The organism is Paenibacillus sp. GCM10027630, from assembly GCF_042676305.1.
Lineage (GTDB): Bacteria > Bacillota > Bacilli > Paenibacillales > NBRC-103111 > Paenibacillus_S.
Map to the genome: position 1 here is coordinate 227648 of NZ_JBHTGY010000036.1, position 24064 is coordinate 251711.

Annotated in this window: 17 protein-coding genes; 1 reads left to right on the forward strand and 16 read right to left on the reverse strand. The window is 46.4% G+C overall.

Features of this window, described 5'->3' with window-relative positions; translation table 11 throughout:
- Positions 1 to 63: 63 nt before the first annotated feature.
- The 12 genes from ACFQ0C_RS17935 to ACFQ0C_RS17990 form a co-directional block, all read right to left on the reverse strand.
- On the reverse strand, positions 64 to 1260 hold the full coding sequence (locus tag ACFQ0C_RS17935) for an MFS transporter (RefSeq protein ID WP_379368420.1): 1197 nt from the start codon (positions 1258 to 1260) through the stop codon (positions 64 to 66).
- 510 nt (positions 1261 to 1770) lie between these two features.
- A complete protein-coding gene (locus tag ACFQ0C_RS17940) occupies positions 1771 to 2298 on the reverse strand; it encodes a GDYXXLXY domain-containing protein (protein WP_258215702.1) in 528 nt (175 codons plus the stop codon).
- On the reverse strand, positions 2295 to 3518 hold the full coding sequence (locus ACFQ0C_RS17945; protein WP_379368421.1) for a DUF2157 domain-containing protein: 1224 nt from the start codon (positions 3516 to 3518) through the stop codon (positions 2295 to 2297). Before ACFQ0C_RS17945 ends, ACFQ0C_RS17940 begins: the two co-directional genes overlap by 4 nt.
- Before the next feature lie 1048 nt (positions 3519 to 4566).
- Positions 4567 to 4932, reverse strand: a complete 366-nt coding sequence (locus ACFQ0C_RS17950; protein ID WP_258215700.1) for a response regulator — start codon at positions 4930 to 4932, stop codon at positions 4567 to 4569.
- Positions 4933 to 4956: 24 nt separating this feature from the next.
- On the reverse strand, positions 4957 to 5457 hold the full coding sequence (locus ACFQ0C_RS17955) for a chemotaxis protein CheX (protein ID WP_379368422.1): 501 nt from the start codon (positions 5455 to 5457) through the stop codon (positions 4957 to 4959).
- 7 nt (positions 5458 to 5464) lie between these two features.
- Entirely contained in the window at positions 5465 to 8062 is a 2598-nt protein-coding gene (locus ACFQ0C_RS17960; protein ID WP_379368423.1) for an ATP-binding protein, read from the reverse strand.
- A 234-nt stretch (positions 8063 to 8296) separates the two neighbouring features.
- Positions 8297 to 9214 (reverse strand): dihydrodipicolinate synthase family protein, encoded by a 918-nt coding sequence (locus ACFQ0C_RS17965; RefSeq protein WP_379368424.1) that lies wholly within the window; start codon positions 9212 to 9214, stop codon positions 8297 to 8299.
- Positions 9215 to 9292: 78 nt separating this feature from the next.
- A complete protein-coding gene (locus ACFQ0C_RS17970) occupies positions 9293 to 10261 on the reverse strand; it encodes an ROK family protein (protein ID WP_379368425.1) in 969 nt (322 codons plus the stop codon).
- Positions 10258 to 10893, reverse strand: coding sequence for a D-sedoheptulose-7-phosphate isomerase (locus ACFQ0C_RS17975; protein WP_258215695.1), 636 nt, complete (start codon positions 10891 to 10893; stop codon positions 10258 to 10260). The genes ACFQ0C_RS17970 and ACFQ0C_RS17975 overlap by 4 nt, the downstream gene beginning before the upstream one ends.
- A 14-nt stretch (positions 10894 to 10907) precedes the next feature.
- On the reverse strand, positions 10908 to 13379 hold the full coding sequence (locus ACFQ0C_RS17980; RefSeq protein ID WP_379368426.1) for an alpha-mannosidase: 2472 nt from the start codon (positions 13377 to 13379) through the stop codon (positions 10908 to 10910).
- Positions 13380 to 13428: 49 nt separating this feature from the next.
- The gene (locus ACFQ0C_RS17985; RefSeq protein WP_379368427.1) at positions 13429 to 14301 is read right to left on the reverse strand and encodes a carbohydrate ABC transporter permease; all 873 of its coding nucleotides are present in this window, start codon (positions 14299 to 14301) and stop codon (positions 13429 to 13431) included.
- A gap of 101 nt (positions 14302 to 14402) precedes the next feature.
- The gene (locus tag ACFQ0C_RS17990) at positions 14403 to 15194 is read right to left on the reverse strand and encodes an ABC transporter permease (protein ID WP_379368428.1); all 792 of its coding nucleotides are present in this window, start codon (positions 15192 to 15194) and stop codon (positions 14403 to 14405) included.
- 31 nt (positions 15195 to 15225) lie between these two features.
- On the opposite strand from ACFQ0C_RS17990, the gene ACFQ0C_RS17995 reads away from it, so the two are divergent.
- Positions 15226 to 15378, forward strand: a complete 153-nt coding sequence (locus ACFQ0C_RS17995; RefSeq protein ID WP_379368429.1) for a hypothetical protein — start codon at positions 15226 to 15228, stop codon at positions 15376 to 15378.
- Between the two features lie 58 nt (positions 15379 to 15436).
- Here ACFQ0C_RS17995 and ACFQ0C_RS18000 read toward each other — a convergent pair whose 3' ends face one another.
- From ACFQ0C_RS18000 to ACFQ0C_RS18015, 4 genes are all read right to left on the reverse strand, one after another.
- A complete protein-coding gene (locus ACFQ0C_RS18000) occupies positions 15437 to 17056 on the reverse strand; it encodes an extracellular solute-binding protein (RefSeq protein WP_379368430.1) in 1620 nt (539 codons plus the stop codon).
- Between the two features lie 139 nt (positions 17057 to 17195).
- Positions 17196 to 19550: a helix-turn-helix domain-containing protein gene (locus ACFQ0C_RS18005; protein WP_379368431.1), complete on the reverse strand. Its 2355-nt coding sequence runs from the start codon at positions 19548 to 19550 to the stop codon at positions 17196 to 17198.
- A 142-nt stretch (positions 19551 to 19692) separates the two neighbouring features.
- Positions 19693 to 20760, reverse strand: coding sequence for a bifunctional heptose 7-phosphate kinase/heptose 1-phosphate adenyltransferase (locus tag ACFQ0C_RS18010; protein WP_379368432.1), 1068 nt, complete (start codon positions 20758 to 20760; stop codon positions 19693 to 19695).
- A 37-nt stretch (positions 20761 to 20797) separates the two neighbouring features.
- Complete coding sequence (locus ACFQ0C_RS18015) at positions 20798 to 24058, reverse strand: alpha-mannosidase (RefSeq protein WP_379368433.1); 3261 nt, start codon at positions 24056 to 24058, stop codon at positions 20798 to 20800.
- Positions 24059 to 24064: the final 6 nt, after the last annotated feature.

Here is a 24064-nt window from a genome sequence, read left to right on the forward strand (position 1 = left end):
TTAGTTTCTCAACATAGGCTCGTATTGCCTGAATGCTGCCCCTAGCAAACCGCTGCTATGCCATCAAGTTGCAACCGAATCTTGTGAGGAAGGCTTTTTATCCAACAAGTAAGCAAGCCCCATAGTCGAAATTAGCAATAAGCCCGTAACCCAAAATACACTGTGGATCGAAAACACACCGCTTATTACACCTCCTACTAAAGGTCCAAGCATCCCTCCCAATTGATTAGCTGTCTGGTTGAGTCCAAAAGCCTGCCCACGGAAATCGCTTGGAGTTGTTCGAACAATAAGCGCATTCAAGGCCGGAAACACCGCACAAAAGAAAGCCCCATAAATAAACCTGACAATAGAAAATCCCCATATATCATGAAACGGAATTTGCGCAAGATTGCCAAGCCCGCCCACTAATAATCCCACTAGCAATATTTTCTGAAATCCGATCTTATCTCCCAATCTCCCCCACCGTGGCGCAAAAATAAGACTGGCAACTCCAACTACTGAAAACACTATACCCGCCAACAGCGAGGCATCTTTGACTGAGCCGCCAATTTCAACAATGTACAAAGGCAATACCGGTTCGATAGTCATTACGGATAACTGGGTGAGAAGGGTTAACAGCAGCACGGTCATGAGTGCACGATTTCGCGCCAACAGCTTAAGTGATCCGAAAAAAGGAGGGCGCTGCTTGCCTGCAACAATTTTTTCCTCCTTCACCCAAATCAGAATTAATAGTGTCGCCATTAAAACTAATACTCCCGCACTGGCAAAAGCAACCCGGTTGTCCAATAATTTGGAAATAATTCCTCCAAGCAGCGGTCCCATAATACCGCCGGTTGCTGTAGCTGTAGACATCATAGAAAGCGCATAGCCTACTTTATTCTCAGGTGTGTTCGTACCGACTAACGCAATCGATCCTGGAATAAACCCGGTCAGCAATCCTTGCGCGATACGCAAAGCAAGCAATTGATAGGGACTTGTAACAAATGCGGTAAGTATGTAGATCGCACATATGACAAGACCTGCCCGCACAATCATAGGCTTTCGCCCATATTTGTCACCCATTGCCCCCCAGAATGGTGCTGAAATGGCACCTGCCAAAAAAGACGAGCTGAACAATAAGCCTGACCACATTTCCAAATTTTCATTTACCCCAATATGAATTAGAAATAATGGCAAAAAAGGAACAACCATAGTAAAACTAGCCGAGGTAACAAAGCACCCGACCCATAACAACCATAAATTTCGTTTCCATGTTTCCATTCCGAACTTTTCCCCCTCTTGCTGCGTTCGACCTAGTCCTCAACTATATTCGGCAATTATTAATATTACACGTAATGGTATCACCGTTGCATTTTTCTGTAAACCTTGCACCTTTCCATTAAAAGCTTTTGGTGAAAAAAAATGCCTTGCAGCATCCTTGCTGTTAACCAATACGTTTTTCGTGGGGAGGGAATGGGTGTGGGATTCCGGCCGCTGTTGAAGTCGTGTTCCTTTGATTTTATGGCTTGTACCTTAGGAACACGAGCTTCAAAGGTAGGTTGCATAGCCGAGTAGTCACCGAGGGCGACGACCAAGGCGGAGGCTATCCTACACCCATTCCCTTTTCTGTTCTACTTTACTGCCTTCTGCTACTTTTCCTTTTCTCCTAGCAACATGTGAAAAATTTAGAGAGGGTACCCCTGCTTCATATTTTGGTGCTGTAAAGGAACTTAAATGCAAAAAAAGACAGTCAGGGCTCCCGTTTCTCCCCAACCGTCCAACTGATCTGGATCAATATTCCAAGCCGGCAATTTTAGCTTGCCCCCAAGAGGCAATTTTTACAGCGACAATCATATTTCTTGCTTTCTCCTCCAGCTCTTTACCCGTACCTTCTGGAACATAGTATTGTTCTATCCCATATTCCACACGGATCATTTCATTCCAGCTGTAGCTGACCCGCCCTTTCAAAACAGCTTCTCCCGGGATGGCCGCCGGCTTGTCGGAGTAAATACCTGAAGCAACATACAGGCCATTCTCCGGCTTCAATTGAACGAACACCCGGCTGCCTTGTTTAGGCAGTTCGCCTTCGCCCTTCCACAAGGCTGGGCTCAACTGACTAACCTCATAGCTCAAAGTCACGTAATCACCATATAGCATATCGCGGGGATCAACCGGTACCGTTTTCAGCTTAATCTCTTCACCAAACCAATCGACTGCATAATACGAACCAGCTATTCCGCCTAAGAAAAGCACCTGAAGCAGTACGATCCAGAGCAGCCATATAGCGCGGCGTGGGCGCTGTTGTGTTTGTTCGCTCATGACGGATCCCCTCCCTTGCCTTCCTCAAAAAATCTCTTTTTCCTCCGGTTCAAGAACCAGCTCAGCACAAGCAATAGTAGCCCTCCGATTATAAAAAACAGCGACTTATCCATAAAAGCCCAAGTCAACTTGCCGTAAGCGACCATTGTTGTACATATAAACAGAACGGTACCGAAATTGATTTTAAAACGCCACTCTTCGATATAACCTCTCCAAAGTACATAGAAGGAGAAGAAGAACAAAGCGAGCAAATATAGCAGGGCAGCCCCGGATGGCAGGTAGGCGAAGGGCACTACCAGAATCCATTCGAACGAGCTGGAGAACCGTTTGTTTTTAAGCTTGCCTAAGACGGAAACCGCTAACAGCACCAGCATGCTTACGATGAAATAATAATTGTCAGGGAGCAGCTCCTTAAGATCGGAAACTCTCGAATGGTCATAGAACAGTACGACAATTACATTAAACACAAAAGCCGCTATAAGCGGAACTGCCTGCAGAGCGTACCCGGAGCTCCGATCCTTAAGATAATCCCCCCATGCGTACAAAGCCATGATCGGTACGAAAAACCAGAAAAACTTCCAATCCATAACAGCTACCAGCATTAGCGATTGTACGACATAGCTTAAACTAAAGCACCAGGCCAAAAGCGCATTTTGTTTCCTCCAGCTGTAATAGCCGAGACCGATAACCATAATAGCAAAAGCAATGAAACTGAAATGATCCATTTCAACGGTGCTGTACCATTGAGTTAATGTTAAAATCAGCAAGCTGATTAAATACAGAAAACGGCTGCGATACAAGTAAGTCAATAATATGCCAGCTATCCCCCACACGATAAAAGAAGTGCTGTCGTATGCCATCAAATGGAACATTTGCCCTGTAAGAATGATCCCGCTGCCAAATGTAATCAATCCTAAGGCTATTAATGCGATACCAAGCTTTTCGTTGCCTTTCTTCAAAAACGTTTCCCCGCCCGCATAGAAAGCAATCATGAAGATAGCAATCATGAATAACCTGGCTAATTGTGGAATATCCTGCCAGTTGGCCGCGACAAAGCTTAAAATTCCTAAGCCGACTAAAATACTTCCCAACAGCGGAAGCACACCTACAGCATGTTTTTTATCATCATACAAGCTTACAATTTGATTATATTGCTCACGGGTTACTATATCGTTTTCCACCCAACGCAAGCCTTCTTTTTCAACCCATTTTCTGCTCATTTATCGCACCTACTTTCTCCAATTACCTTAAACTGCATCTTTAATTATAAGTATAGCCATCCCTGTGAATAAATTAAGTACTATTTTTATCTAGTACCCTCTAACTGCCCGCCAGACGCAGTAAAAACAAATCTAAGCGTAATGCTGACGGTCCTTTTTTTGTGTAGACTCATACATGCGTGGGGAGGGATGGATGTGGGATTCCGGCCGCTGTTGAAGTCATGTTCCTTTGAATGAAAGGCTTGCAGCGGTAGGAACACGATCTTCAAAGATAGGCTGCATACCTGATCAGTCACGGGAGGTGACGGACAGTGCGAACGCTATCACTCCTCAGACCGTACCTATGCCCTCTTGCTGTTCTACTCTCTGGTTTGCTTTACTTCCTCAGTTCCTATCCAGTCTTCGATCCGGTAAATCATAGTCATGCTCCACCTTGTAGTTTTCCATGTATTTTCAGCTTCCATATCCATTTAGAGCTCATATCCCCTACTATATAATCCTAAACAGCTCTCTACTACTGAACCCACCGTAGTGAAGAGAGCAATAGAGGAAGTACTTGTTCCGCTACCACTTGGAAAAACCAAAAAACAGAGTGATAAGGGAACGGCTGCTTCCGCTATCTCTCTGATTTTGTGCATAATTCTCGTATCCACCCAACATAACGGAATTTCTACTTCCGTTATCGTCTTAGATAAGAGGCGGAAGATGGAATAACGGAACTTTCTGTTCCGTTATTCCAATTTTCCAGGGATCGTAGCAGCGTAGCTTCGCCGCTATCCATATCAAACTCCTTCGCCCATGGCATTTTAAAAGATCTCAAGCTCTAATGTAACTCTAGTCCAAATAAGGTGGCTGCTCGCTCATTCTTCATTCCTTGGAAAAGCTTCTGATCGGAGCCCATTGGGTGATTCATTTGTATCTTTTAGGCATATTTTTCTTATACCCCTTAAATAACCATTTCTTAATAAAAAAACAATCTCTCGCCATAGGCAGCCGCCTTATAACGAAGGATTGTTCGAATTTAAAATAATGATAAGTTCAGGCACAATCAGGGTGCCAATAAAACTTTTCCAATGATTTGAAGCATTTTCTCCGCTTCGAACGGCTTTACGATGTAGGATTTAGCACCGCTTTTGATAGCCTCCAAAACTTGCTGCTTTTGACCCAAAGCGCTAATCATTACAACCTTGGCAGTAGGGAACGAACGAATTAACGTTTGCAGCGCCTCAATTCCATCTACATTCACCATACTGATATCCATCGTTACCAAATCTGGCCTATGGTTAATATAACGGGTCAATACTTCCCTGCCATCGGATGCTTCCGCAACAATCTCATGTCCGCCCCGCTCCAAGATGACCTTTATATTTTTGCGCATAACTGCTGAATCGTCCACTATCATTATTGTTGCCACAACTGTTTAACCTCCAGACATTAATTAGGTACCGGCGAAAATGCTCGCTAATTCCGACTTATTTTCAGTGGGTATGTAAATGCACTTAAATGTGCCGGCTTCCGTAGTAAAGGGCTGAACAAGCAGTCGATTGCATTTGGACCGCATCTCCGCGCGTTTGGTAACAATCATCAAGGGTGTTCCTAAAAAAATATCACGATCCGGGCGCTCTGTCAAAGCATTGCCGGTGATAACATTAGCAATTTCAGCGACAACCTCAACTGCACATTGGGAAGCTTCCTCATCCGTGATTTCCTCCAGCATGTAATGGTGGGCTAGCACCAATGACAAGCTGTCATCTACCGTTACGAGCAAGCCGCCCTCTACAACACCGCTAATTTGGATAAATGCCGTTATATCCTCTAAACATAAGCGGTCGCTGTCATGGAGATCCTCTGCCCGCTCAACAGCTTGAATCCCCAACTTGCTAAAATAGCAGACAGCATTATCAACGATAGCTTGGAAGTATTCTTTATCGGGATGCATAGTTAACCTACCTCTCCGCAGCCGCCTCATGGTAAGGCAGTTTAATAATGAAGGATGTCCCAACCCCAGGGGTTGTGTCTACCCTAATGGTACCCCCGAGCTTTTCTGTTTCCGCCTTAACGGCAGATAATCCGATACCACGCCCCGACCACTCCGTCACCTCATGTGTAGTGGACACTTGCTCCATGAAAATCAGCTGTGCGATCTCATCTTCCGTCATTGCATCGGCGGCCTTAGCTGTACCTCCAGACGCACTTGCCGGCCATAGTCCTTGACGCTCCGCTTTTGACCGAACCGCTTCCAGATTAATACCTCTTCCATCATCAGCTATGGTCACTACCAACTCATCCTTACTGCTCTCAACAGAAAAAGAAACCGTTGCATATTCATCCTTGCCTTGCTCAATCCGCTCCTCTGGTGGTTCAATTCCGTGTACAACGATATTGCGGATAATATGTATCAGTGATTGCGCCCATCCGCTTAACCGTTCCGGGTCAACAGGATTGTCGCCTCCCTTCAACTCAACAGGCTGAAGCAGCAGCCCATTTCTGTCTGCCAGCTCTGCTAAGTATACAGGATAGTGCTTTATGTAAGCTTTGATCGGTTTGTACCGCCATTGTTTAAGCTCGGCAAGCCACTTCCTGTCTTCCGGATCCGTCAGCTTCGATTCCAGCACCTGCTCCAGAATACGCCATTGCACTTTAGTCAGCTTCACTTCATATTCCTTCCCCATGTCAGTGAAGGTTGCCCCTAGTACTTGCCGGAGCATCGCTTGATCCTGCTCAAGCCACGCAGCCAAACCCAGCGAGCCGACAAAGTCTGCGAACTCCTTGGAAGTAGGCTTTTCTTCTTGTTCCAGCAGCTCCATCAGTTGATTCTCCAGTTCATGAAATAGCGGCACTATATGAATAAATTGCAGCAATGCAAAGCTTCCCTTCATCGTATGTACGGATTTGTACATCGACAGCAGCTTCTCTTCAACCGGCTGGGCTCCTATTGCCAGCTCTGCAAGCTCAGTAGTATGGAAAGCTTCAAAGCTGTGCATGATCTGGGCATAGTCCTCCGGATGGGTGACCGTATGGACGACCATCTTCAGCATCTTACGCTCACGACTCATTTGGTACTCAAGCTGGCGTGTACTCGTAATATCAGTCAGCATTACCATAATAACTTCATTAGATGGCCCACTAAAATGCAGCTTTCCTGAATCTGTATCCGGTAAATACTTGTATTCAACCTTTACAATCATCCCGTTTATCTGGATTTCCTCCGGGAGTAAGGAGAAAAACAATTCCTTCTTCCAATCCTCCTGCTCCTGGAAAAATTCACTCAAGACCGAATCGAGCAGCTCCCTTTCCTGTCCATCTTCAGGATAAAACAACTCCGACAGCCGAATACCAGCAATATCACGAGCGAATATACGTGTGCATTCCACACTGTATTCCCCTAGCACTGACTTGTTGGTGCTTATTGACATAAACCCTTGCCCTGCATTATCAAGCAAATGGCGAATTGCCGAGGTACGCTGCTCCACGGTGCGCTCCAGCACTTGATTCCATTCCCTGATCTGGTGAATAGCGCTCACAATTTGCGCCTCGGCTTGCATCACATGCTTAGGTATAGCGTGAACCTGCTTGCCCGCTGCTACTTCTTCCAACGTTGCTGTAAAATGACGAAGCGGAAGTATAATCCTGTGCCGGATTAGCGTAACAACAAGTACGAATAACAGCAGCATAATGCCAAGCGCATAAAATCCCAACGTCCGCAAACCATCTGCGGCCTCGGTAGTCGAACGAGTCGGCATCTCCGTATAAATAACGCCGATCGCTTCGCCTGACATATCAAGTAGCGGTGCTGCTGCTTCCGCAACAAAGACCTGATTACGGCGCTCCAGCTTGAATGGCTTCGCGTCCTCTCCCGAGCTTGCGTTCAGAAAAGGCTTAAGCTGATCAGCCTTTAGCGCCTCGCTAGATGATAAAAATTGGCCGGACCCAAGCAATAAACCGATGTCCGTTTGCAAGGTATCCTTCAATCCTTGAATAATCTCGTTAGTAAGCAGCCTGCCGGTGATCAATAATCCCACTGGAGCTTCCTTCCCCAAATCACCCGTAACTTGAGATACAGCTATTACGGCAATACCTTTGGAAGTATTAACGAGACCCGTAAATTTACGCTGCTTATGAAATTGCTCGAGTATAAAAGGAAGCCTGATATAGTCTTGAAACTCTGCTACATCCCCAGATTGGACAAGTACTTTGCCTGAAAGATCCGTTTCGGCAACAAAATCAACATCAGGCACCACTCCAGGCATGTCCTTAATATTTTTATCAAGCCAAGCTTGGTCGGAGTCTAGAACCGCCTGCCGGTTATCACCCCAGTATCCATTCGTGATCGTTACACCCAGGATCGTATCCCCTAGCCTTGCCACTGATTTTTGCGCAGCCTCATTGGTTAATGCTGATTTCTCCTGCTCAATCTGCCTCCAGCCCGACATCTCATGCTCATAGAAATAAAAAGATATAGCGACCAACGGCACTACAATAAGCAGAATAGTCCAGATGAGCAGCTCTTTTGTAAAAGAACGCTGTTTGCGGGTTCGGTCCATAGGATGCCTCCTTGGCAAAATCTTGATTATCGCTTGCAAGCTCAAAGCGATTTATATGTAGAAATAACTCGAAAATTCAAACAGATATTTCCATGTTACAGCATAAGATTGCAGCTGAATAGCTGCAAGATATTAATTATTAGTCAAATCTTTAATCAATAAAGAAGCCCCCACGTCCACTGTTTAGTGGAATGGAGGCTGCCATGGTTACATTTATAAAGATGCTACATTTTTCTACAACAATTCTTTAAGAAGCTCATCCGAGTATTTCTTTAATTGTTCCACTATTATTCGTTGATGAGGCTGAAATCCTGCTGCGTCTTTAACACGGGTAGTCAATGTCAGAGGAAGCCCGGCAAGCTGCATGCTGTATTTCGCATCTACAGGGTAATAGAGTCCCTCCATGCCTGATGCTATACCCAGGAAGTTTTGTACCCTCTCTGCTGCTTCCGGCCGCGCCCGCCAATTTTCTAATAACCATACATACAAGGCTGGATGATGATTGGACATTATGCCGCTGAAGCCTGCCGCTCCGAGCTTAAGAGATTCAAGGAGCATGGCCGCATTGGCGTTAAATAGCTGCAGACCGGTTCCTCTCAAAGCATCCAGTCTCGCCCCTATTTCATCCAAATTGCAGCATGTATCCTTTAGAAACAGAAACCGTCCTGTAGATTCGCACCATTGCAATAACGCGGGATTCATCAGCCTTTTATACGGAACCGGACATTCATACAGACCAAAAGGCACATCAGGGACAGCCTCTAGTAATCGTTCTACATTGCCTTTCCAAATATCCTCTGACTCATTCTCAGCTGCAGGACGGTTGCTCAAAAGGACGAATGCATCGATCCCTGTCGCAGATATGCGGGTGATTTCTTCAATTTGATCCTCCATATGCTCCGAGATATGGCCGGATGCGATAACAGGTACACGTCCGTCAGCCCTCCGAACTGTAATTTCAGCTACTCTTACCCGCTCTTCTAAGCTTAGCTTAAACATTTCACTTGAGTTGCACACGGCAAACAGACCATGAACGCCTTGATCTATATACCAGTCAACAACCTGCTCCAAGCTATGTTCATCCAATGCGCCTGTTTCCGTGAATGGCGTCAGCATGGTCGGCCATACGCCGCCAACAATTGTTTTTCCCATCGTAAATGCCCCTTACTCACATTATTTTTTGTTGTGGAAAATAACTCCTCGATTCATCGATCATGTTTGAGCCCCTTATTAAATCAGCTGATGCATCGCTACAGACAACCCGGCGTAATCCCCAACATTGTCTTTCAGCCCGGAAGGCAGCACCTTGCAGACAGCCAAGGAATGAGGCAGTGCTTCACAGTGCAGCTCCTCCAATAGGATAGGCTCGATAATAGCCTGCTGTTTTCCATATATGCTGCCGATTACGATACAATCAGGGTTTAAAATATCGATCAATATGGCGAGCCCTCTGCCTAAATTATAGGCAACCTCCTGGAAAATAAGCAGCGCATCCGTCTCCCCCCTCTGTGCTGCCTCACCGATTGCTTCAGCAGAAATAGCGTCAATATCATCAGGCGTGTGACAAAAGGACGGGGCCTTCCCTTCATCAAACATCTTCTCCGCCATCATCTTTCCAAGCTCGGCAATACCTCCCCCACTGCAAAAGCCTTCAAAAGAGCCGAGCTTGCCATATCCCATTGGTCCTGCCGGCTCCAGCCGGATGTGGCCTACTTCTCCAGCCATATCGGAAGCTCCTGAATACAGCCTGCCATCCAGTATTAATCCGGCGCCCATCCCTGTACCGAAGGTCAGAAAGATCATATTGCGGCTGCCGCGGCCTGCTCCCCACTGCCATTCCGCCAGAGCGCATGCGTTGGCATCATTTTGCAGCGCAACGGGAACTCTGAACCGTTCACGAAAAGGTCGAACGATATCAACCCGCGACCACCCAGGCAAATTGGGAGGTGATAAAATTAATCCGGCTTTGCTGTTAAGCGGCCCGCCGCAGCTAATTCCTATTGCCGCGAGCGGACCTACTGTCACATGCTCCTGCACCAGCTCTTCCAGATCATTCAACAGCCTCTCTATTGTAGAAACCGGAGAACCTAAGGTGAGAAATCTGCGTTTGGCTATGATCTGTACCTGATCGCCATCCTGAATTCCCAAGCTTACAGCGCATTTGGTGCCCCCTATATCGATTCCCGCTAGAAGTGTCATGAAGGGAAGAACTCCTCCTCCAGCACGATGCACAAAGCATGATATATGGGCAGATGACGCTCTTGTATATCCGGGGTTAAATCCCATGGTACACGGATAGTTACATCGCATAATGCTGCCATTCGGCCTCCGCTTCTGCCGGTAAGTCCAATGGTTTGCAGCCCGCGCACCTTGGCCACCTGCACAGCCCTTATTACGTTGAGTGAATTGCCCGATGTGCTGATTCCGAGCAATATATCATTCGTCCTTCCGTAACCGTACACTTGTTGGGCAAACACCATTTCAGAGGAAACATCATTGGCATACGCGTTAGCAAGAGCTGTGTGGCTTACTAAGGATATCGCAGGAAGAGCCCCTTGCAGATGGCCTGCGAGAAAGTTACCTTCCTCCGGGAACTGCTGAAGGAACGGCTCCCTATCTTCATCGTTCAACAGCCTTGGAGATCGAAAGCCTTTCATCAGCTCTCCTACAATATGCTCGCTGTCGGAAGCGCTTCCTCCATTGCCGCACAGAAGCAGCTTCCCATCTGAGTGAAAGGCGCTCTTCAACAGGGTAATAGCCTTTTCCATATCGGGAATGCATACCGTTAGTTCAGGGTATTTATCACACATAGCGCTGAGAGTTGGGTTCATAGCTTTAAGCTCCTTTATTCAATTTCGATAAAATTGACCTCTTTAACAGCAGCTTCCGGATCGGAGGAAATTAGAAAAGTTTTGATTTCACATTTTCCAAATTTACAGCTCCACTCCCGCTTCAGGGCAGGTAATGCAATAACGGCCTCTGTCTCCCTCCCCGCTGTTTCATAGCAGCGGACAATCCAGCCATCCCCCGATTCTGCCGGTTTAAAAGCAGAAGCCACAACATGGTTCGAGGAAATAATGATCCCCTCGGCAGCCTGAGGAAGTATCCCTTTGTGATAAGTCTCCCAAATTTGCAGGAGCGGAACATTAAGCTCATAAGCCTTCCGTACTATCCCGCTATCTCTCCAATCACCTGTATGAGGCGATAATGTGTAAGCAAATTCCTGGACCCCTTGATCCATATATTCAACCTGATCATCACGTTCACCGAAATGATCCGCAAATATCGGACTGCGCACTACGGTCATTCTTAGCTCATTGCCAAGTACGTCGTAGCTGTATTTGGAATCGTTAAGCAGCGCCATTCCATATGTAGATTGATCTTCTATACCGGATATATCCACCCACTGCTGCCCCGGAACCTCATCTCCGACTGCCGATCGCTCGATAAAGCCATATGGGATCTCCGAAACTGCACGAGGCTGCTCGACATTTACCGGAAAAGCAAGCTTCAGCATGGCATGCTGTTCTCTCCAATCCAGCTTTACCCTTACTTGAATATCTGAAGAATCGTGAGACAGGCTTATATCCTGGCGTAATACGGAACCCTTGTAGCGGCTGGTCACACGAATCGTGCCTCTGAGCGGTCCTGTTTCCAGAACCTTCACTTCAGCATCTGCGAATCGGCCGATTTCATCGCGATACTGTGAAAGGCCATGGCCCCATGTATCGCTGTGCAGCTCGTTGATTACGACCGGTACTGCCCCAGAGCCGTTAAATACATCCCTGTTGGCGTTTTTGTCAAATAGACGCTGAATATAACCAGTTTCCGGGTCCAGCTCCATTCTGATTTTATTATTCTCCAAGGCGTAAGCTTCAGCTTGAACCGCTCCGATTAGTGCAGGCGGCTGCGCTTCTTCTTTATCGCGATAAACCCAATAAACACGGTAGCCAAAAGCAGGAATACGAGCAGTAATCAATGAATCCCACTTGTCTTTGGCATTCGTCCGGGATGCCCGCACCTCCTGAATGGACAAAGGCTCGCCGGATTCGTCCGTTACGCTTGCAAGCTTTCTATTGATATGAAGCGGTGCCACAACTTCCCAGGATAATGGATTGAATACGACGAGTGGAGTCCCCAAGTCATCCTGCTCCCAGAGCTGCCAATCCTTGTCCTTGCTGAGCGATTTAACCTCGGGCTTCATCGTATCAATCGACCAAGAGAGCTTTTGCAGCGCAGCATTTAATGATTTAGCCCCCAAACTCAACGCCTCGCCGTAAAATTCACGGACATCCTCGAAGGCTTCCTTTATACTGCAGCCACCCATAATATCGTGGAACTGGTTGAACATGACGTTTTCCCATGCCTGCTTTATCGACTCTGTTGGATAAGGCAGCCCAAGCAGCAGGTTGGCATAGGAAGAGAACTTCTCAGCGCTCAGAAGCCGATGCTCCGCCCTGCGGTTGCTAGCCTTTGATTCTGAATGAGTAGAGTAGCAGCCTACCGCATGCCTCTGCATTTCATCCTTAATGACCGGAACCGGAGGATTGAACCGGACCATTTCCTCAAAATAACGATTGGGGGAGCTAAGCTGAATAGCCTCCAGCCCGTGCTGTTCTCTTATTTCCTTGATCAAACGAAGATTCGCAACAGTTGGTCCTCCACCATGATTGCCCACACCGTAAAAAGACATATACGCATGTCCGTCCGCCTCCGCCCGCTCTTTGTGCCTGGTGATTTTACCTTCCAAGCCGTTCTCCGCCCAATTGCCATAGCTGTCAGACAGGCGGAACGTCATAACACGGCTGCCATCCTCTGATTCCCACCAGAACAAATCGCTCGGCAGTTGCTTTTCATGCGCTTCCGGTCGCATAAACAGGTAATAATCCATCCCGCACTGTTTCAATAGCTGGGGCATCATGCCGTGATGGCCAAACGAATCCACGTTATAGCCTACCCGAGCCATAACGCCGAACTTCTCCAGAAAGTACCTTTGACCGTATAATCCGTGCCGGGCAAATGACTCCCCGGAGGGTAGATTGCAGTCAGGCTGAATCCACCAGCCTCCTGTAATAACCCAACGTCCCTCTGCAACACGCTGCCGGATTTCAGCGAACATTTCGGGAGCATTTTCCTCTACCCATTTGTAATAAGCCGCGCATGCGCATGTAAATACAAAATCCGGAAACTCCTCCAATCGGTCCAGCGCAGATCGAAAAGTTGCTTTAATTTCCGCATAACCCTCCTGCCAACGCCAAAGCCATACCGGATCCAAATGGGCATTACCAATCAGATGAACCTTGCTTTCTTCACTCATCACACTTTCACCCTCCATTTCCTTCATTCCTATTTGTATTTCATTCCTGCTATCCTTTGACCGCTCCTAGCATCGCTCCCTGAACAAAATATTTTTGCACAAACGGGTATATGGCAAGGATGGGAAGGATCGCAATGAAAACTACGGCATATTTCACATTTTGGGCCATCAGAGACGTTCCTTCATTCGAACCCATCTCTGTAATTTGCGACGAAAGCTCACCCTGGATGACGATATTGCGGACCAAAATTTGCAGCGGAAACATGGATTTATCATTCAAATAAATTAATGCCGGGAAAAAGCTGTTCCAATGTGACACTGCGTAGAAAATAAACATGGTTGCCATAACAGGCATACATAAAGGCAATATGATTTGCAGCAAAATCCTTCCTTCACCCGCCCCGTCGATAGTAGCCGATTCATTCAGCACCTCGGGAATCTGCTCGAAGAAAGTTCGCATCAGCAGCATATTAAATACATTGATCGCCGTAGGAATTAAGATCGCCCATATCGTGTTAACCATCCCGAGAGAATTGACAACCATATATCTAGGAATTAATCCCCCGTCAAAAAACATCGTAAAAACAACGAAAAAGGCAAACAGTGATTTTCCGTATAAATAGGTCCTGGATAATGGATAGGCGCATAACGTGGTCATAATTAAGTTGACCGTGACACCTAGAGCCGTATATAACAACGTATTTCCATAGGAACGGAGGATGGCAGGATCGTCCAGCACAACGCTGTATGCTTTTAATGAAAGCTCAACTGGATATAGAAATACATCTCCCCGCTGGACAGCGAGACCGGAGCTGATGGAAACAATCCCCATATAATATAAAGGGTAAAAGGTAACAGCGATTAACAGCAGCATACCCATTATATTGAGCGTATCGAAAAAACTTATTTTTTTCAGATTCATGATGGCTCTGTCTCCTCAGAGTTTTGCGAATGCAAAACTTTCATCGTAAGCATTTGCTGAGTTTTTCTCAAGAAAGCTTTTTGCTTAGGCATAGGCATTGCTTAGAACAAACCGGTTCCATTAAATCTTTTGGCAAACTGGTTCGCGAAAACAATCAAGACCAGCGAAATGACGGATTGAAAAATTCCTACGGCAGCGGCAAAGCTGAAATCAGCATCGATCAGACCTCTTCGGTAAACATAAGTTTGAATGACATCCGCCGTTTCGTAAGTAGGACCGCTGTATAGCAAAATGATTTTCTCGAAGCCAACGGACAGCATATGACCTATTGAAAGAAGCAGTAGTATCGTAATGACGGTAGAAATACCCGGAAGAGTAACATGGCGGATTTTATGCCAACGGTTAGCTCCATCGATGGTTGCAGCCTCATACAAGCCTGGATCTATGGATGATAAAGCCGCCAAATAAATAATCGAATTCCAGCCAATACCTTGCCAAATTTCTGAGCTGACGAAGATAGCACGAAACCATTCAGGGAAAGCCATAAACGTTCTGGGCTCCAAGCCCAAGAGCACAAGGAGTTGATTGACCAAACCGGAGATGGACAGAAAATTTATAATAATCCCCGCGATGACAACCGTCGACAGAAAATGAGGTACATAAGTTACCGTTTGAATAAACCGTTTGAATTTATTGCTTCTAAGCTCATTTAACAATATGGCAAAAATAATCGGAGCCGGAAAATAGAAGATCAAAGAATAAAAATTAAGCAGCAAGGTGTTGCGAACTACTTTCCAGAAGTACGGATCGGTTAAAAATTGCTTGAAGTACTTTATTCCCGCCCATGGACTGTCGAAATATCCCTTAATTATGGAGTACTCTTGAAAAGCCATAATATTACCTATCATAGGAGCATAGTGAAAAATGGCAAAATATATAAAGGGCAGTACGAACAAGGCATATAAAAACTTGCTTTTATTCAGCTTTCTTTTCACTTCCGACCATTTGTCCGCTTTGTCGACCGCTCCAGAAGCTAATGATTCCTCTATGAACGCAGCTATGTTGAGCACCTCCTAAAAGGATATTTGGGGGCAGCCCTGCCTTCTTAGCAGGACCTGCCCTCATTCCTTTATCCTTATTTCACCCTCGCCAATGCGGTGTTAAATATTTTTTCAATCTCGTCAGCGCCTTTTTCTTTGGCTTGCTTTATAAATCCGTCCCATTCCTTGTCGATGGCTCCCTCGGTCATAATGAACTTATCCATCGTTTGCGTTAAATAGGCGTCCAGCTGCGTTCTTAGCTGCTTCAATTTTTCACGTTCGTCTTTGGTGAACGGTGGATCATAAGCCATTCTGAACGCCGAACCTTCTTTTATAAATTGATAGTTTTTCTCAGTCCACTCCAGCATTTCTTTGGCTTGGGAAGCAACATTCGGCGAATCATCGGTATGAAGCGCTAATCCGAGATATCCCGTTCCAAGCACGGATTTCATAGCTGTGTATGGATCCGGTTTTTCTTTGAACTGACTAAAGAACTGCTCATTGATTTTGTATTTGCCGTTATCCATCGTATAGTGATCGTTCTCAAGACCCCAAGAGGTCAAGCGGACTCCTTCATCAGAGTACAGCCAATCCATATACTGGATGACCCTCTCAGGATCCTTCACCTTGGCGCTGATCGCATATGACTCCTGCAAATGGTCAAGCTGATAAAGCTGTACCCGCTTCACACCTTTGGGACTTGCCAGAATCGGCAACATATCGAATTGCGCCTCCGGATCCTTTTTCTTCAATGCAGCATTGAAGTTAGCCCCGAACCCAGTGTTATCCATATAATAGAGCGATTTGCCCGAGCTCAGCTTCTCCTGCCAAATTTGCGAGGTAGCCGACGCATAGTCCGGGTCAAGCAGCTTATCCTTATAAAGCTTCCGCAGGTAGCTTATCGCTTCTTTGAACTCCGGCGAAGACGGGCCGAATTTATACTGCTTCAGAGTGGGATCATAATATACCTTTGCCCCAGTCGTATTCGTGTATCCGCTTCCGAATGCAAAAGCAATAGGATTAATCAAGTTTTCAGTCCCAGTCAAGCCATTGGCTGCACGGCTAGTGAACGGGAATGTTTCCGGATACGCTTCCTTCAGCTTTTTAAACGCTTGATACAATTCTTCATAAGTAGTTGGTGTCGGCACATTTAATTTCTTGAGTAAATCGACTCGAATGACAGGAACCTGCCCAGACTGTGATGCGGCAAATTTCTGAGTCAGTGGAAATCCATATAGCTTCCCGTCAATTTTATTTTTGTTAATCTCAGGAAATTCCTGCATAATCTTTTTGAAGTTAGGCATTTTGTCGAGATAAGGAGTTAAATCCAGAAAAATTCCAGTGTCCGAAAAGTTGGAAAGATCATCCTGCTTAACTAGCAGCACATCCGGAATCGAATTGGTAGCGATCAGCGTCTTTTTCTTATCGTCATAATTGCTCTGAGGTGTACTTTGAACATCCAGCTTCACATTTTTCTTCTTCAATATTTCCGGAAAAATTTTGGAGTTTGGGTCCAGCGGCTGTGTCGGATGCTCATATCTCATCCAGGTCAGCGCCAAGGGCTTATCGGATTGAGCAGCCGCCCCTGCCGGTTTCGCCGTTTCCTTCCCTGTACCGTTCGCCTGTTTCGAATCTCCTCCGCAGCCGGATAACACACCAAGCAGTAATACGGATGAGCAGCCTGCAGCAACATACCCCTTTTTTGTTAATCGCATGTTTTGCCTCCTAATAAATCGTTATTTGTAACCTGCTGCCTCAGTGTAATTGCTTGGGAAGAGGTTGAACATTGTCAAAACAGCGCAAATGGTTCCGTTTTGACACATCAAAGGAATGCTCCGTTTCTTCGCATAGGATTCATAATTCCGCATCACTAACATCACGCTCATGAATATGGGCATTGCGGTAATCTACAGGCGATATGCCTTCAGATTTTTTGAATACACGCAAGAAAGTTGTCCGGCTGCCAATGCCAACACGCTCGGCAATCTCGTTTATTTTGTAATTGGAGTGGATTAACAGCTCTTTGGCTTTTGTCATACGAATAAAGCTGATATAATCCGTAATGCTCGTTCCCGTTCCTTCTTTAAAGGTCCGGGAAACATGCTTGGCGGATAAACCAATTTCAGTCGATATGCTTTCCAAATAAATGTCTTTGTGATAGTTTTTCTCAATATATCCGGTGATTAATGAAATAACGGTCTCAGCTCGCGTTTCTCCCTTGGCCGCTGTCTCCTGAATAATACGCTGGTAAAAATCGAGCAGACGTTGCACACGATCATAAAATTCATTAGGAGCCATATTTTTATTGAGCAGCACCTTATACTCTTCCTCCGCAAGCAATTGATTTAAGCTAAGCTGCTTTTCATGGATATACCGAATACCCGTGTTCCACAGCTCCACAACCAATGCCCCAAGGTATGAATACGAAACGCCACGGTTTTTATTCAGTCGTATCAGCTCTTCCACATCTGCCTTTAACCCTTCGATATTTCCTGCTCTCAAACCGTTAACCAATTTATTCTCATCCAAAAAGGAATAGTAATACGTTTGCTCGATCGTCAAATCGGCCGCATCCGCTATCAGATTATCCGAACCGTTCAGCTTCTGGTCCATTGCAGTCATCGCATCGCTGTAAGACATAGCAATCTCTTCTACCTTCGGATACATTTTGCCCAAGCCGATCATCAGCTCACAATAAACCGTATCGTACTCGAAGGTTTGCTTCATTGTCTCTAGCGCCAAGTTAAGCAGCGAGCGATCCTCCTCCCGCTTCATACATACCAGGCATACATAGAAATTCGGCTCATACTCCAACAAATAGCAATCTACATTCTGCTGCATGATGCCCCAAACGACTTTTTTCATTTTTTCCTGAATGAGCAATCGGTCAGTTTCCTGAATTTCATGATAAAACCTTTCCTTATAACGGAACATGAAATTGCAGCATAAGTAGCGCTCGGCCTTAAAGCTGATATCCTCTAAAATTTGGCTTAATGTCTCCTGTTGAACCCAATGGTTTCCTCTGAGTAAATTCATAAAAAACTGATCGAGCAGCTCGCTCGAATATTTATTTATTTTAAGGGACGCATCCTGGTGCTGTTGAACCAATTGATGGACTCGATTCCCAATCATTTTCAATTCGTCATTACTTCTAAACTCATTGCCAAAATTAATTTGCTTCTCGCTTTGAATGAGAATATCCCGGATATTTTTAATAGGATTGTACAGATTCATGCTGAATACGAAGGAGAATAGCACTCCAACAACTATCAACGTAATGCAAATCCAGAACACCAGGCTAAGAATGCTCGAGGATTCATTGCTGAACGACGACACGGGAGTTATTGAAAAATAATTCCAACCAAAATTTTCGGAGGAAATCCTTACGACCAATGATTCAGAATCATCGACCTTCATATATTCGGTTCGCCCTTCTTCAGGGAACTGTTCAGCAATGCTGCGAATTATTTCAGGGCTAAGACCGCTGTTATTGATAATAAGATTTTGCTTTTTATCTACGATGAAATAAGACGTTGTTGGAAAAATGGAGTTGTTTTTAAAAGCAGCCGTTATAGCTGGAACGGAAATACTGGTGACCATCGTGACTAGCCTTCCATTGACGTACTGAGTTGTTACGCTTGGAATGGACTGTTTCAAATGAATTCCGTTATAGTCCCCGACAATGCTGGGAGGAAGCAGCTCAAAGAAACTGCTTTTCAGCAGCTTTTGCTTCCAATACGATTTGGAATACCGCTCCATTTGATAAAACTCATCAAAAAAAGTGTTGAAATCAGCCAGTTCTTGACTTGTATAAATTTTATCCGTATCGGTATACATAAAAATATGATCGACAAAGGAGCTCAGCAGGTTAAGATTTTCCGCTATGGCTCTTATGATTAACGGTACATTCACTTTGTCCGAATCAGACAATTGCCGATAAGGCTGCAGATACCTCTGGAACGTATCGCTCATTATCAGGTTGTTGTTAGCCGTTTGTGCCATTCCCAAGTACCCGTCAACCGTTCTGGATGAGAAAATGAGATTATCCGTCAGCTTCTGGGAAACATCCTTTTTGACCAAATGATCCACATTCAAATAGACAATTAAGCCAATGATTACAATAGGGATTAATAAGGATAAGAAATACAAAAGAATTTTATTAAAAAGCTTATTTTCCGGTAAAAGCAAAGCAAGCTGCCGCCATCCCATTTTCAAACCCCCAATCTTTGTGCAACCCCTTACAATATGTTTTTGGGGAAGGATTTCATATGGGGCTCCTACGTTATAGAAAATCATAACTTCGTGTCGCCCCACACTTATTCCCTTTCATTTTAGCGGAAAATTCCCGCCTCTACCTTACTTTCTCCCAGCGGCTCATTATCTCTTGCGGAGAAGCTGTTCCCGTCTCTCCTATTTTACCAACGGATACTGCGGCAGCCAGATGGGCAAAGGCCGCTGCTTCAGAACCCGCGCATCCCGCTCCCCACGCCGATAGAAAGGCCGCCGTAAAGGAATCTCCGGCTCCAACAATATCAATAGGCGGCGGAACAGGCTTCGTTGGCACCAGAGTCGCTTGGCCATCCTCGAACCACACCGCTCCCTTCTCTCCGACTGTGATGCAGCAAGGAGCGCCGGAGCTTCTGCTAAGCTGAAGCCCCGCTTTCAATATTTCCCCCTCTGTCGGCTGCAGCTGCAGCTTCACGCTTCCGTGGTACCAGCGAAGCGCCTCAAGCTCATTGGGCTTGAGCACAACTCCGCTGTAAGCACCGATCCGGTCCCGGCTGTCCACGATCACCTTTTTCCCGTTCAAAGACCAATATTGCAGCCGCTCTCTTAAGGCAGCCCCCATGATACCATGGGGCAATTGATCGGTTACACTTATTACGTCAACCTTCATAGCCATAAGGTCCAGCTGTGCTACAACACGCTGCTGAGCCGCTTCGGATAAAGGCTCCCTGTTAATGAAATCGATGCGGGGCGCCTCCTGCCTCACGCCTTGTATTCCCTGCATGATTACCTTGCAGTAAGCCGGAGTTACCCGGCCTGCCTCAACAAGTACAAACGAATCATCGATCCCTCGAGTAGTTAAAGCTTCCTTGAGCAAAGCCCCCCGCCAATCTGCTCCTGCAACGGAGCAAAAGCTTACTTCCGCAGCGCCAAGACTTTTGAAATTGACAGCGACATTGCCGGCGGCACCTGGTGCAAAGCGCTCTTTGACAGCGGGAAGATTATAATGCGGCGTCTCCCTCGACAATTCGCTTAAGATCATATCAGCCTCCCAATACATATCAAGGCAGCCATCACCGATCACACCGACTCTCAGAGTTGAAATACGCTGTAAAATATGCTCTATTCTCTCCCTTGTCAATCCTGTGAATTGTAAAATGTCAGAAAGACTATGCAATTCCTCTGTACTCATTAGCTTCTCCCCCCTTAGCGCCCTTCAAAGGCTATTTTCATGAAATTCCGTGTGCCTCTGAAAGAGTGAGCCGGAATGTTTTCAGCTCGAAAGGGTTGAAATAAGCTCCAATTTCATTTGCTTCATGGTTCATAGCCTCAGCTTCAAGCTCGGCAAGATTAACTTCAGCCGCCTCCACAATGGAATAATGGGTATGGAACATGACATGTCCACGCTTGCCTGCATATTCATAGCAGCGCACAATCCAGCTATCGGAGTCTTCCGCTTTCTTGATCGAATCGATCATCACGTGATCCCCGGCTACACTAATGAAGCTAAGCTCAGCAGGCAGCACATTGGCGGTCGTTCCAGCTGAAGAAGCATGGTTTGCCACGGTCGAACTATCGGCAATTTCCATAACCGTTACCGGCACATTTAACCTGTGCGCCTGCTCTGCTGTACCCGCCGTGAACCAATCCCCTTCATGCGGAAGCAGGGAATAAGTAAAGGTATGCTCGCCTTTATCGCATTGCGGATCGGGCTTGTTGGATGATTTAATCAAAGTAAGCCTCATTACATGATCCTTGATATCGTGGCCGTACTTGCAATCATTTAACAAGCTGACGCCAAATCCCCGCTCCGATAAATCAACCCATTTGTGAGCGCATGTTTCAAACCTCGCATAATCCCAGCTTGTATTCCAATGTGTCGGACGCTGCACATGCCCGAACTGAATTTCATAGGTCGCTGCCGCCGCTCGAACGCACACCGGGAATGCCACCTTTAACAACGTTTCCCTTTCATGCCAGTCAACCCATGTGGAGAAGTCGATTCTCGGATGATCCGCATACAAAATCATATCCTGCTCGATCCTTGTCGGGCCATACTCCCATTTGAAACGGATGACTGCGCGGAGCGGCCCCTCTTCTACAACAGCTGCACTCCGCAGGTCAGTTACATGACGCACTTTCTCCGTATAAAAAATATCGATTTCCCAGTTATCGTGGAAAGCCGGTTTATCCTCATGAACATCAAATCGGTTGGCGGTCTCTCCTGCTGCAATGACCTCACGACCGGTACGTTTATCGAATAATCTGTTGAGCTGTCCAGCTTCATTCCATTCGAGCTCATAATAAGGCGTGGACACGCGCTGCTCTCCAAAAGTAAATGACGAGGCCCGCTGCGTTGTACTCGCTTCTGTCACTTCTAACGGCGCTGCTGTTTGCATACGCAAGGTCGTATATCCCATTGCCGGTATGTTCCCCACAAGGAGCTGGAGCTGACCTTCCCCAGCATCAGGTCCACTGATGCGGCTCGCCGCCAATATTGCGCCCGATGCGTCTGTCCATTGCCCGCCCTCATAGCTAGGCTTCCAGGGAAGATGCACAATCTCGCTGCGCTTCCATGGCAATGAGTTAAACACAAGCCATTCTCCTGCTTTTACTGCTGCACATGACGCCAATAGCTCTAATCCGTTCGAAAAAGCATCTTCAGCCAAATGTTCAGCTTCCGCATATTCGACACGGCAATCCTCGTACACTTCAGTTATCGATGAGCCTGGCAAAATATCATGGAATTGATTGCGAAGTACGATTTTCCAGCTGTCATATAACTGCTTCTGTGGGTAAGACGCATAACCTACAAGCGGACTGCTGAAAACCGAAGCCATCTCCGCATCCCGCAGCAAAAATTCCATACGTCTGTTCATCTTTTTCACATAACCCTGAGAGGTGTAGGTGCCCCTGTGCAGCTCCAAATACAGCTCCCCATCCCAATGGTGGACATAGCGGTCTGATTGCTCGACAGTCTGCTCCAGCTTATTGAAAAACTCATCAGCGCGCCCCGTAGTTGCTTTCGGCATTCCAGGCATGTTTTCCAGCCTTCTGCGCATTTCAAGCATCGTGCGGGTAGGGCCACCGCCGCCATCACCCCAGCCGTAGGATAAGAGCAGCTCGGAGTCGTTAACCTCCTTATCCCGATAATTATTCCATATCCCGTTTAAAGTCGCTGGCAGCACCTGACCGTTATACGTATAGAACCGGGTGAACGTGCTTTCCTTAATGTCCGGGTCGGGCGTTGTAATGTAATGCGTTAATATTTCTGTACCGTCGATGCCTTTCCAATAAAAGGTATCGTGAGGAAACCGGTTATATACATTCCAGCTGATTTTAGTTGTCATGAAGTGACGCAGACCGCTTTTTTGCAATATTTGCGGTAATGCCCAGCTGTAGCCAAAAACATCAGGGAGCCATAAATATTCACATTTAACTCCGAAGGTACGTTCAAAATAGCGCATCCCATATAATAACTGGCGCACAAGAGACTCACCGGAAGGAATGTTGCAATCCGATTCCAGCCACATAGCGCCACCAGCTTCCCATCGGCCTTCTTGAATGCGTTCTTTGATTTTGGCGAAAATTTCCGGATAATCCTGCTCTATATATTCATACAGCTGTGGCTGCGTCTGTAGAAAGACGTACTCCGGGAACTGCTCCATCAACCTCAGTACGGTAGAAAAAGACCGAGCCGCTTTCTCACGAGTGTGCTTCAACCTCCACAACCACGCCACATCTATATGCGTATGACCAATGCAGCGTACTGTCAGGGGCTGGAAGGCAGGCAAGCTCGCCAGCTCCTCCTTTAATTTCCGGTTGGCCGCGTGAACGCTTTCGTAGAAAGCATCGTCACCCGGTACCCGCCAATTCAACAGCAGCAGAGCACGATCAAGCGCTTTGACCAGCGCCTGCCTTTCCCAGCGATTCTCATCCAGCACTTGAATCGTATGCCAGACAGCGAACGCCGTATGATAGAGATCATCCGTCTGCGTTTCAAGCACAGCCAGCGCCGACATACGCAGCTGATGCTCCTGCACTGTTTTGGTTCCATCAGCGCCACTTAAGCCGCTCCAGACCTTGAACAAGAGCTCAATCCTTTGTCCCAGGAATGACTCTGGAAACCACACCTCAGTATGATTGCTGCCCACACCTTGATAGGGCTCCCCATTTACATAGAGCAGCGATTCAAAGCCCCAATTATGCCCTGAGCCGGTTTTGCCGAAATCGAATAGGCCTACAATTTGTTTGCCTGACCATTCTGCCGGAATTACAGCATCCGTCTTCAACCAAGCGGTCAAATCCCAGCCTTGCCAGCGATCGCCGACTGCCATTTTTCCCCACTCTGCATCTTCGGGCGGCTTCTGTGCAATCTCAGCCTCCTGATCGATCCAGAAGTCGTAAGAGGGAAGCTCGCGATGATCGACATAACGATGACTCTTCAATTCCTCAATTCGTTTCCACAATTTATCCATTGTTAAAAACATGCCTAA

Excerpts from the sequence above, each read along its gene's own strand:
- ACFQ0C_RS17970 (WP_379368425.1), bottom strand. The coding sequence starts at position 10,261 with ATGACACTTCTAGCGGGAATCGATATAGGGGGCACCAAATGCGCTGTA.
- ACFQ0C_RS17990 (WP_379368428.1), bottom strand. The coding sequence starts at position 15,194 with ATGGCTTTTCAAGAGTACTCCATAATTAAGGGATATTTCGACAGTCCA.
- ACFQ0C_RS17995 (WP_379368429.1), top strand. The coding sequence starts at position 15,226 with ATGGCAAAATATATAAAGGGCAGTACGAACAAGGCATATAAAAACTTG.
- ACFQ0C_RS18005 (WP_379368431.1), bottom strand. The coding sequence starts at position 19,550 with ATGGGATGGCGGCAGCTTGCTTTGCTTTTACCGGAAAATAAGCTTTTT.
- ACFQ0C_RS18000 (WP_379368430.1), bottom strand. The coding sequence starts at position 17,056 with ATGCGATTAACAAAAAAGGGGTATGTTGCTGCAGGCTGCTCATCCGTA.
- ACFQ0C_RS17935 (WP_379368420.1), bottom strand. The coding sequence starts at position 1,260 with ATGGAAACATGGAAACGAAATTTATGGTTGTTATGGGTCGGGTGCTTT.
- ACFQ0C_RS17955 (WP_379368422.1), bottom strand. The coding sequence starts at position 5,457 with ATGCATCCCGATAAAGAATACTTCCAAGCTATCGTTGATAATGCTGTC.
- ACFQ0C_RS17965 (WP_379368424.1), bottom strand. The coding sequence starts at position 9,214 with ATGGGAAAAACAATTGTTGGCGGCGTATGGCCGACCATGCTGACGCCA.
- ACFQ0C_RS17960 (WP_379368423.1), bottom strand. The coding sequence starts at position 8,062 with ATGGACCGAACCCGCAAACAGCGTTCTTTTACAAAAGAGCTGCTCATC.
- ACFQ0C_RS17985 (WP_379368427.1), bottom strand. The coding sequence starts at position 14,301 with ATGAATCTGAAAAAAATAAGTTTTTTCGATACGCTCAATATAATGGGT.
- ACFQ0C_RS18010 (WP_379368432.1), bottom strand. The coding sequence starts at position 20,760 with ATGAGTACAGAGGAATTGCATAGTCTTTCTGACATTTTACAATTCACA.
- ACFQ0C_RS18015 (WP_379368433.1), bottom strand. The coding sequence starts at position 24,058 with ATGTTTTTAACAATGGATAAATTGTGGAAACGAATTGAGGAATTGAAG.
- ACFQ0C_RS17940 (WP_258215702.1), bottom strand. The coding sequence starts at position 2,298 with ATGAGCGAACAAACACAACAGCGCCCACGCCGCGCTATATGGCTGCTC.
- ACFQ0C_RS17975 (WP_258215695.1), bottom strand. The coding sequence starts at position 10,893 with ATGAACCCAACTCTCAGCGCTATGTGTGATAAATACCCTGAACTAACG.
- ACFQ0C_RS17980 (WP_379368426.1), bottom strand. The coding sequence starts at position 13,379 with ATGAGTGAAGAAAGCAAGGTTCATCTGATTGGTAATGCCCATTTGGAT.
- ACFQ0C_RS17945 (WP_379368421.1), bottom strand. The coding sequence starts at position 3,518 with ATGAGCAGAAAATGGGTTGAAAAAGAAGGCTTGCGTTGGGTGGAAAAC.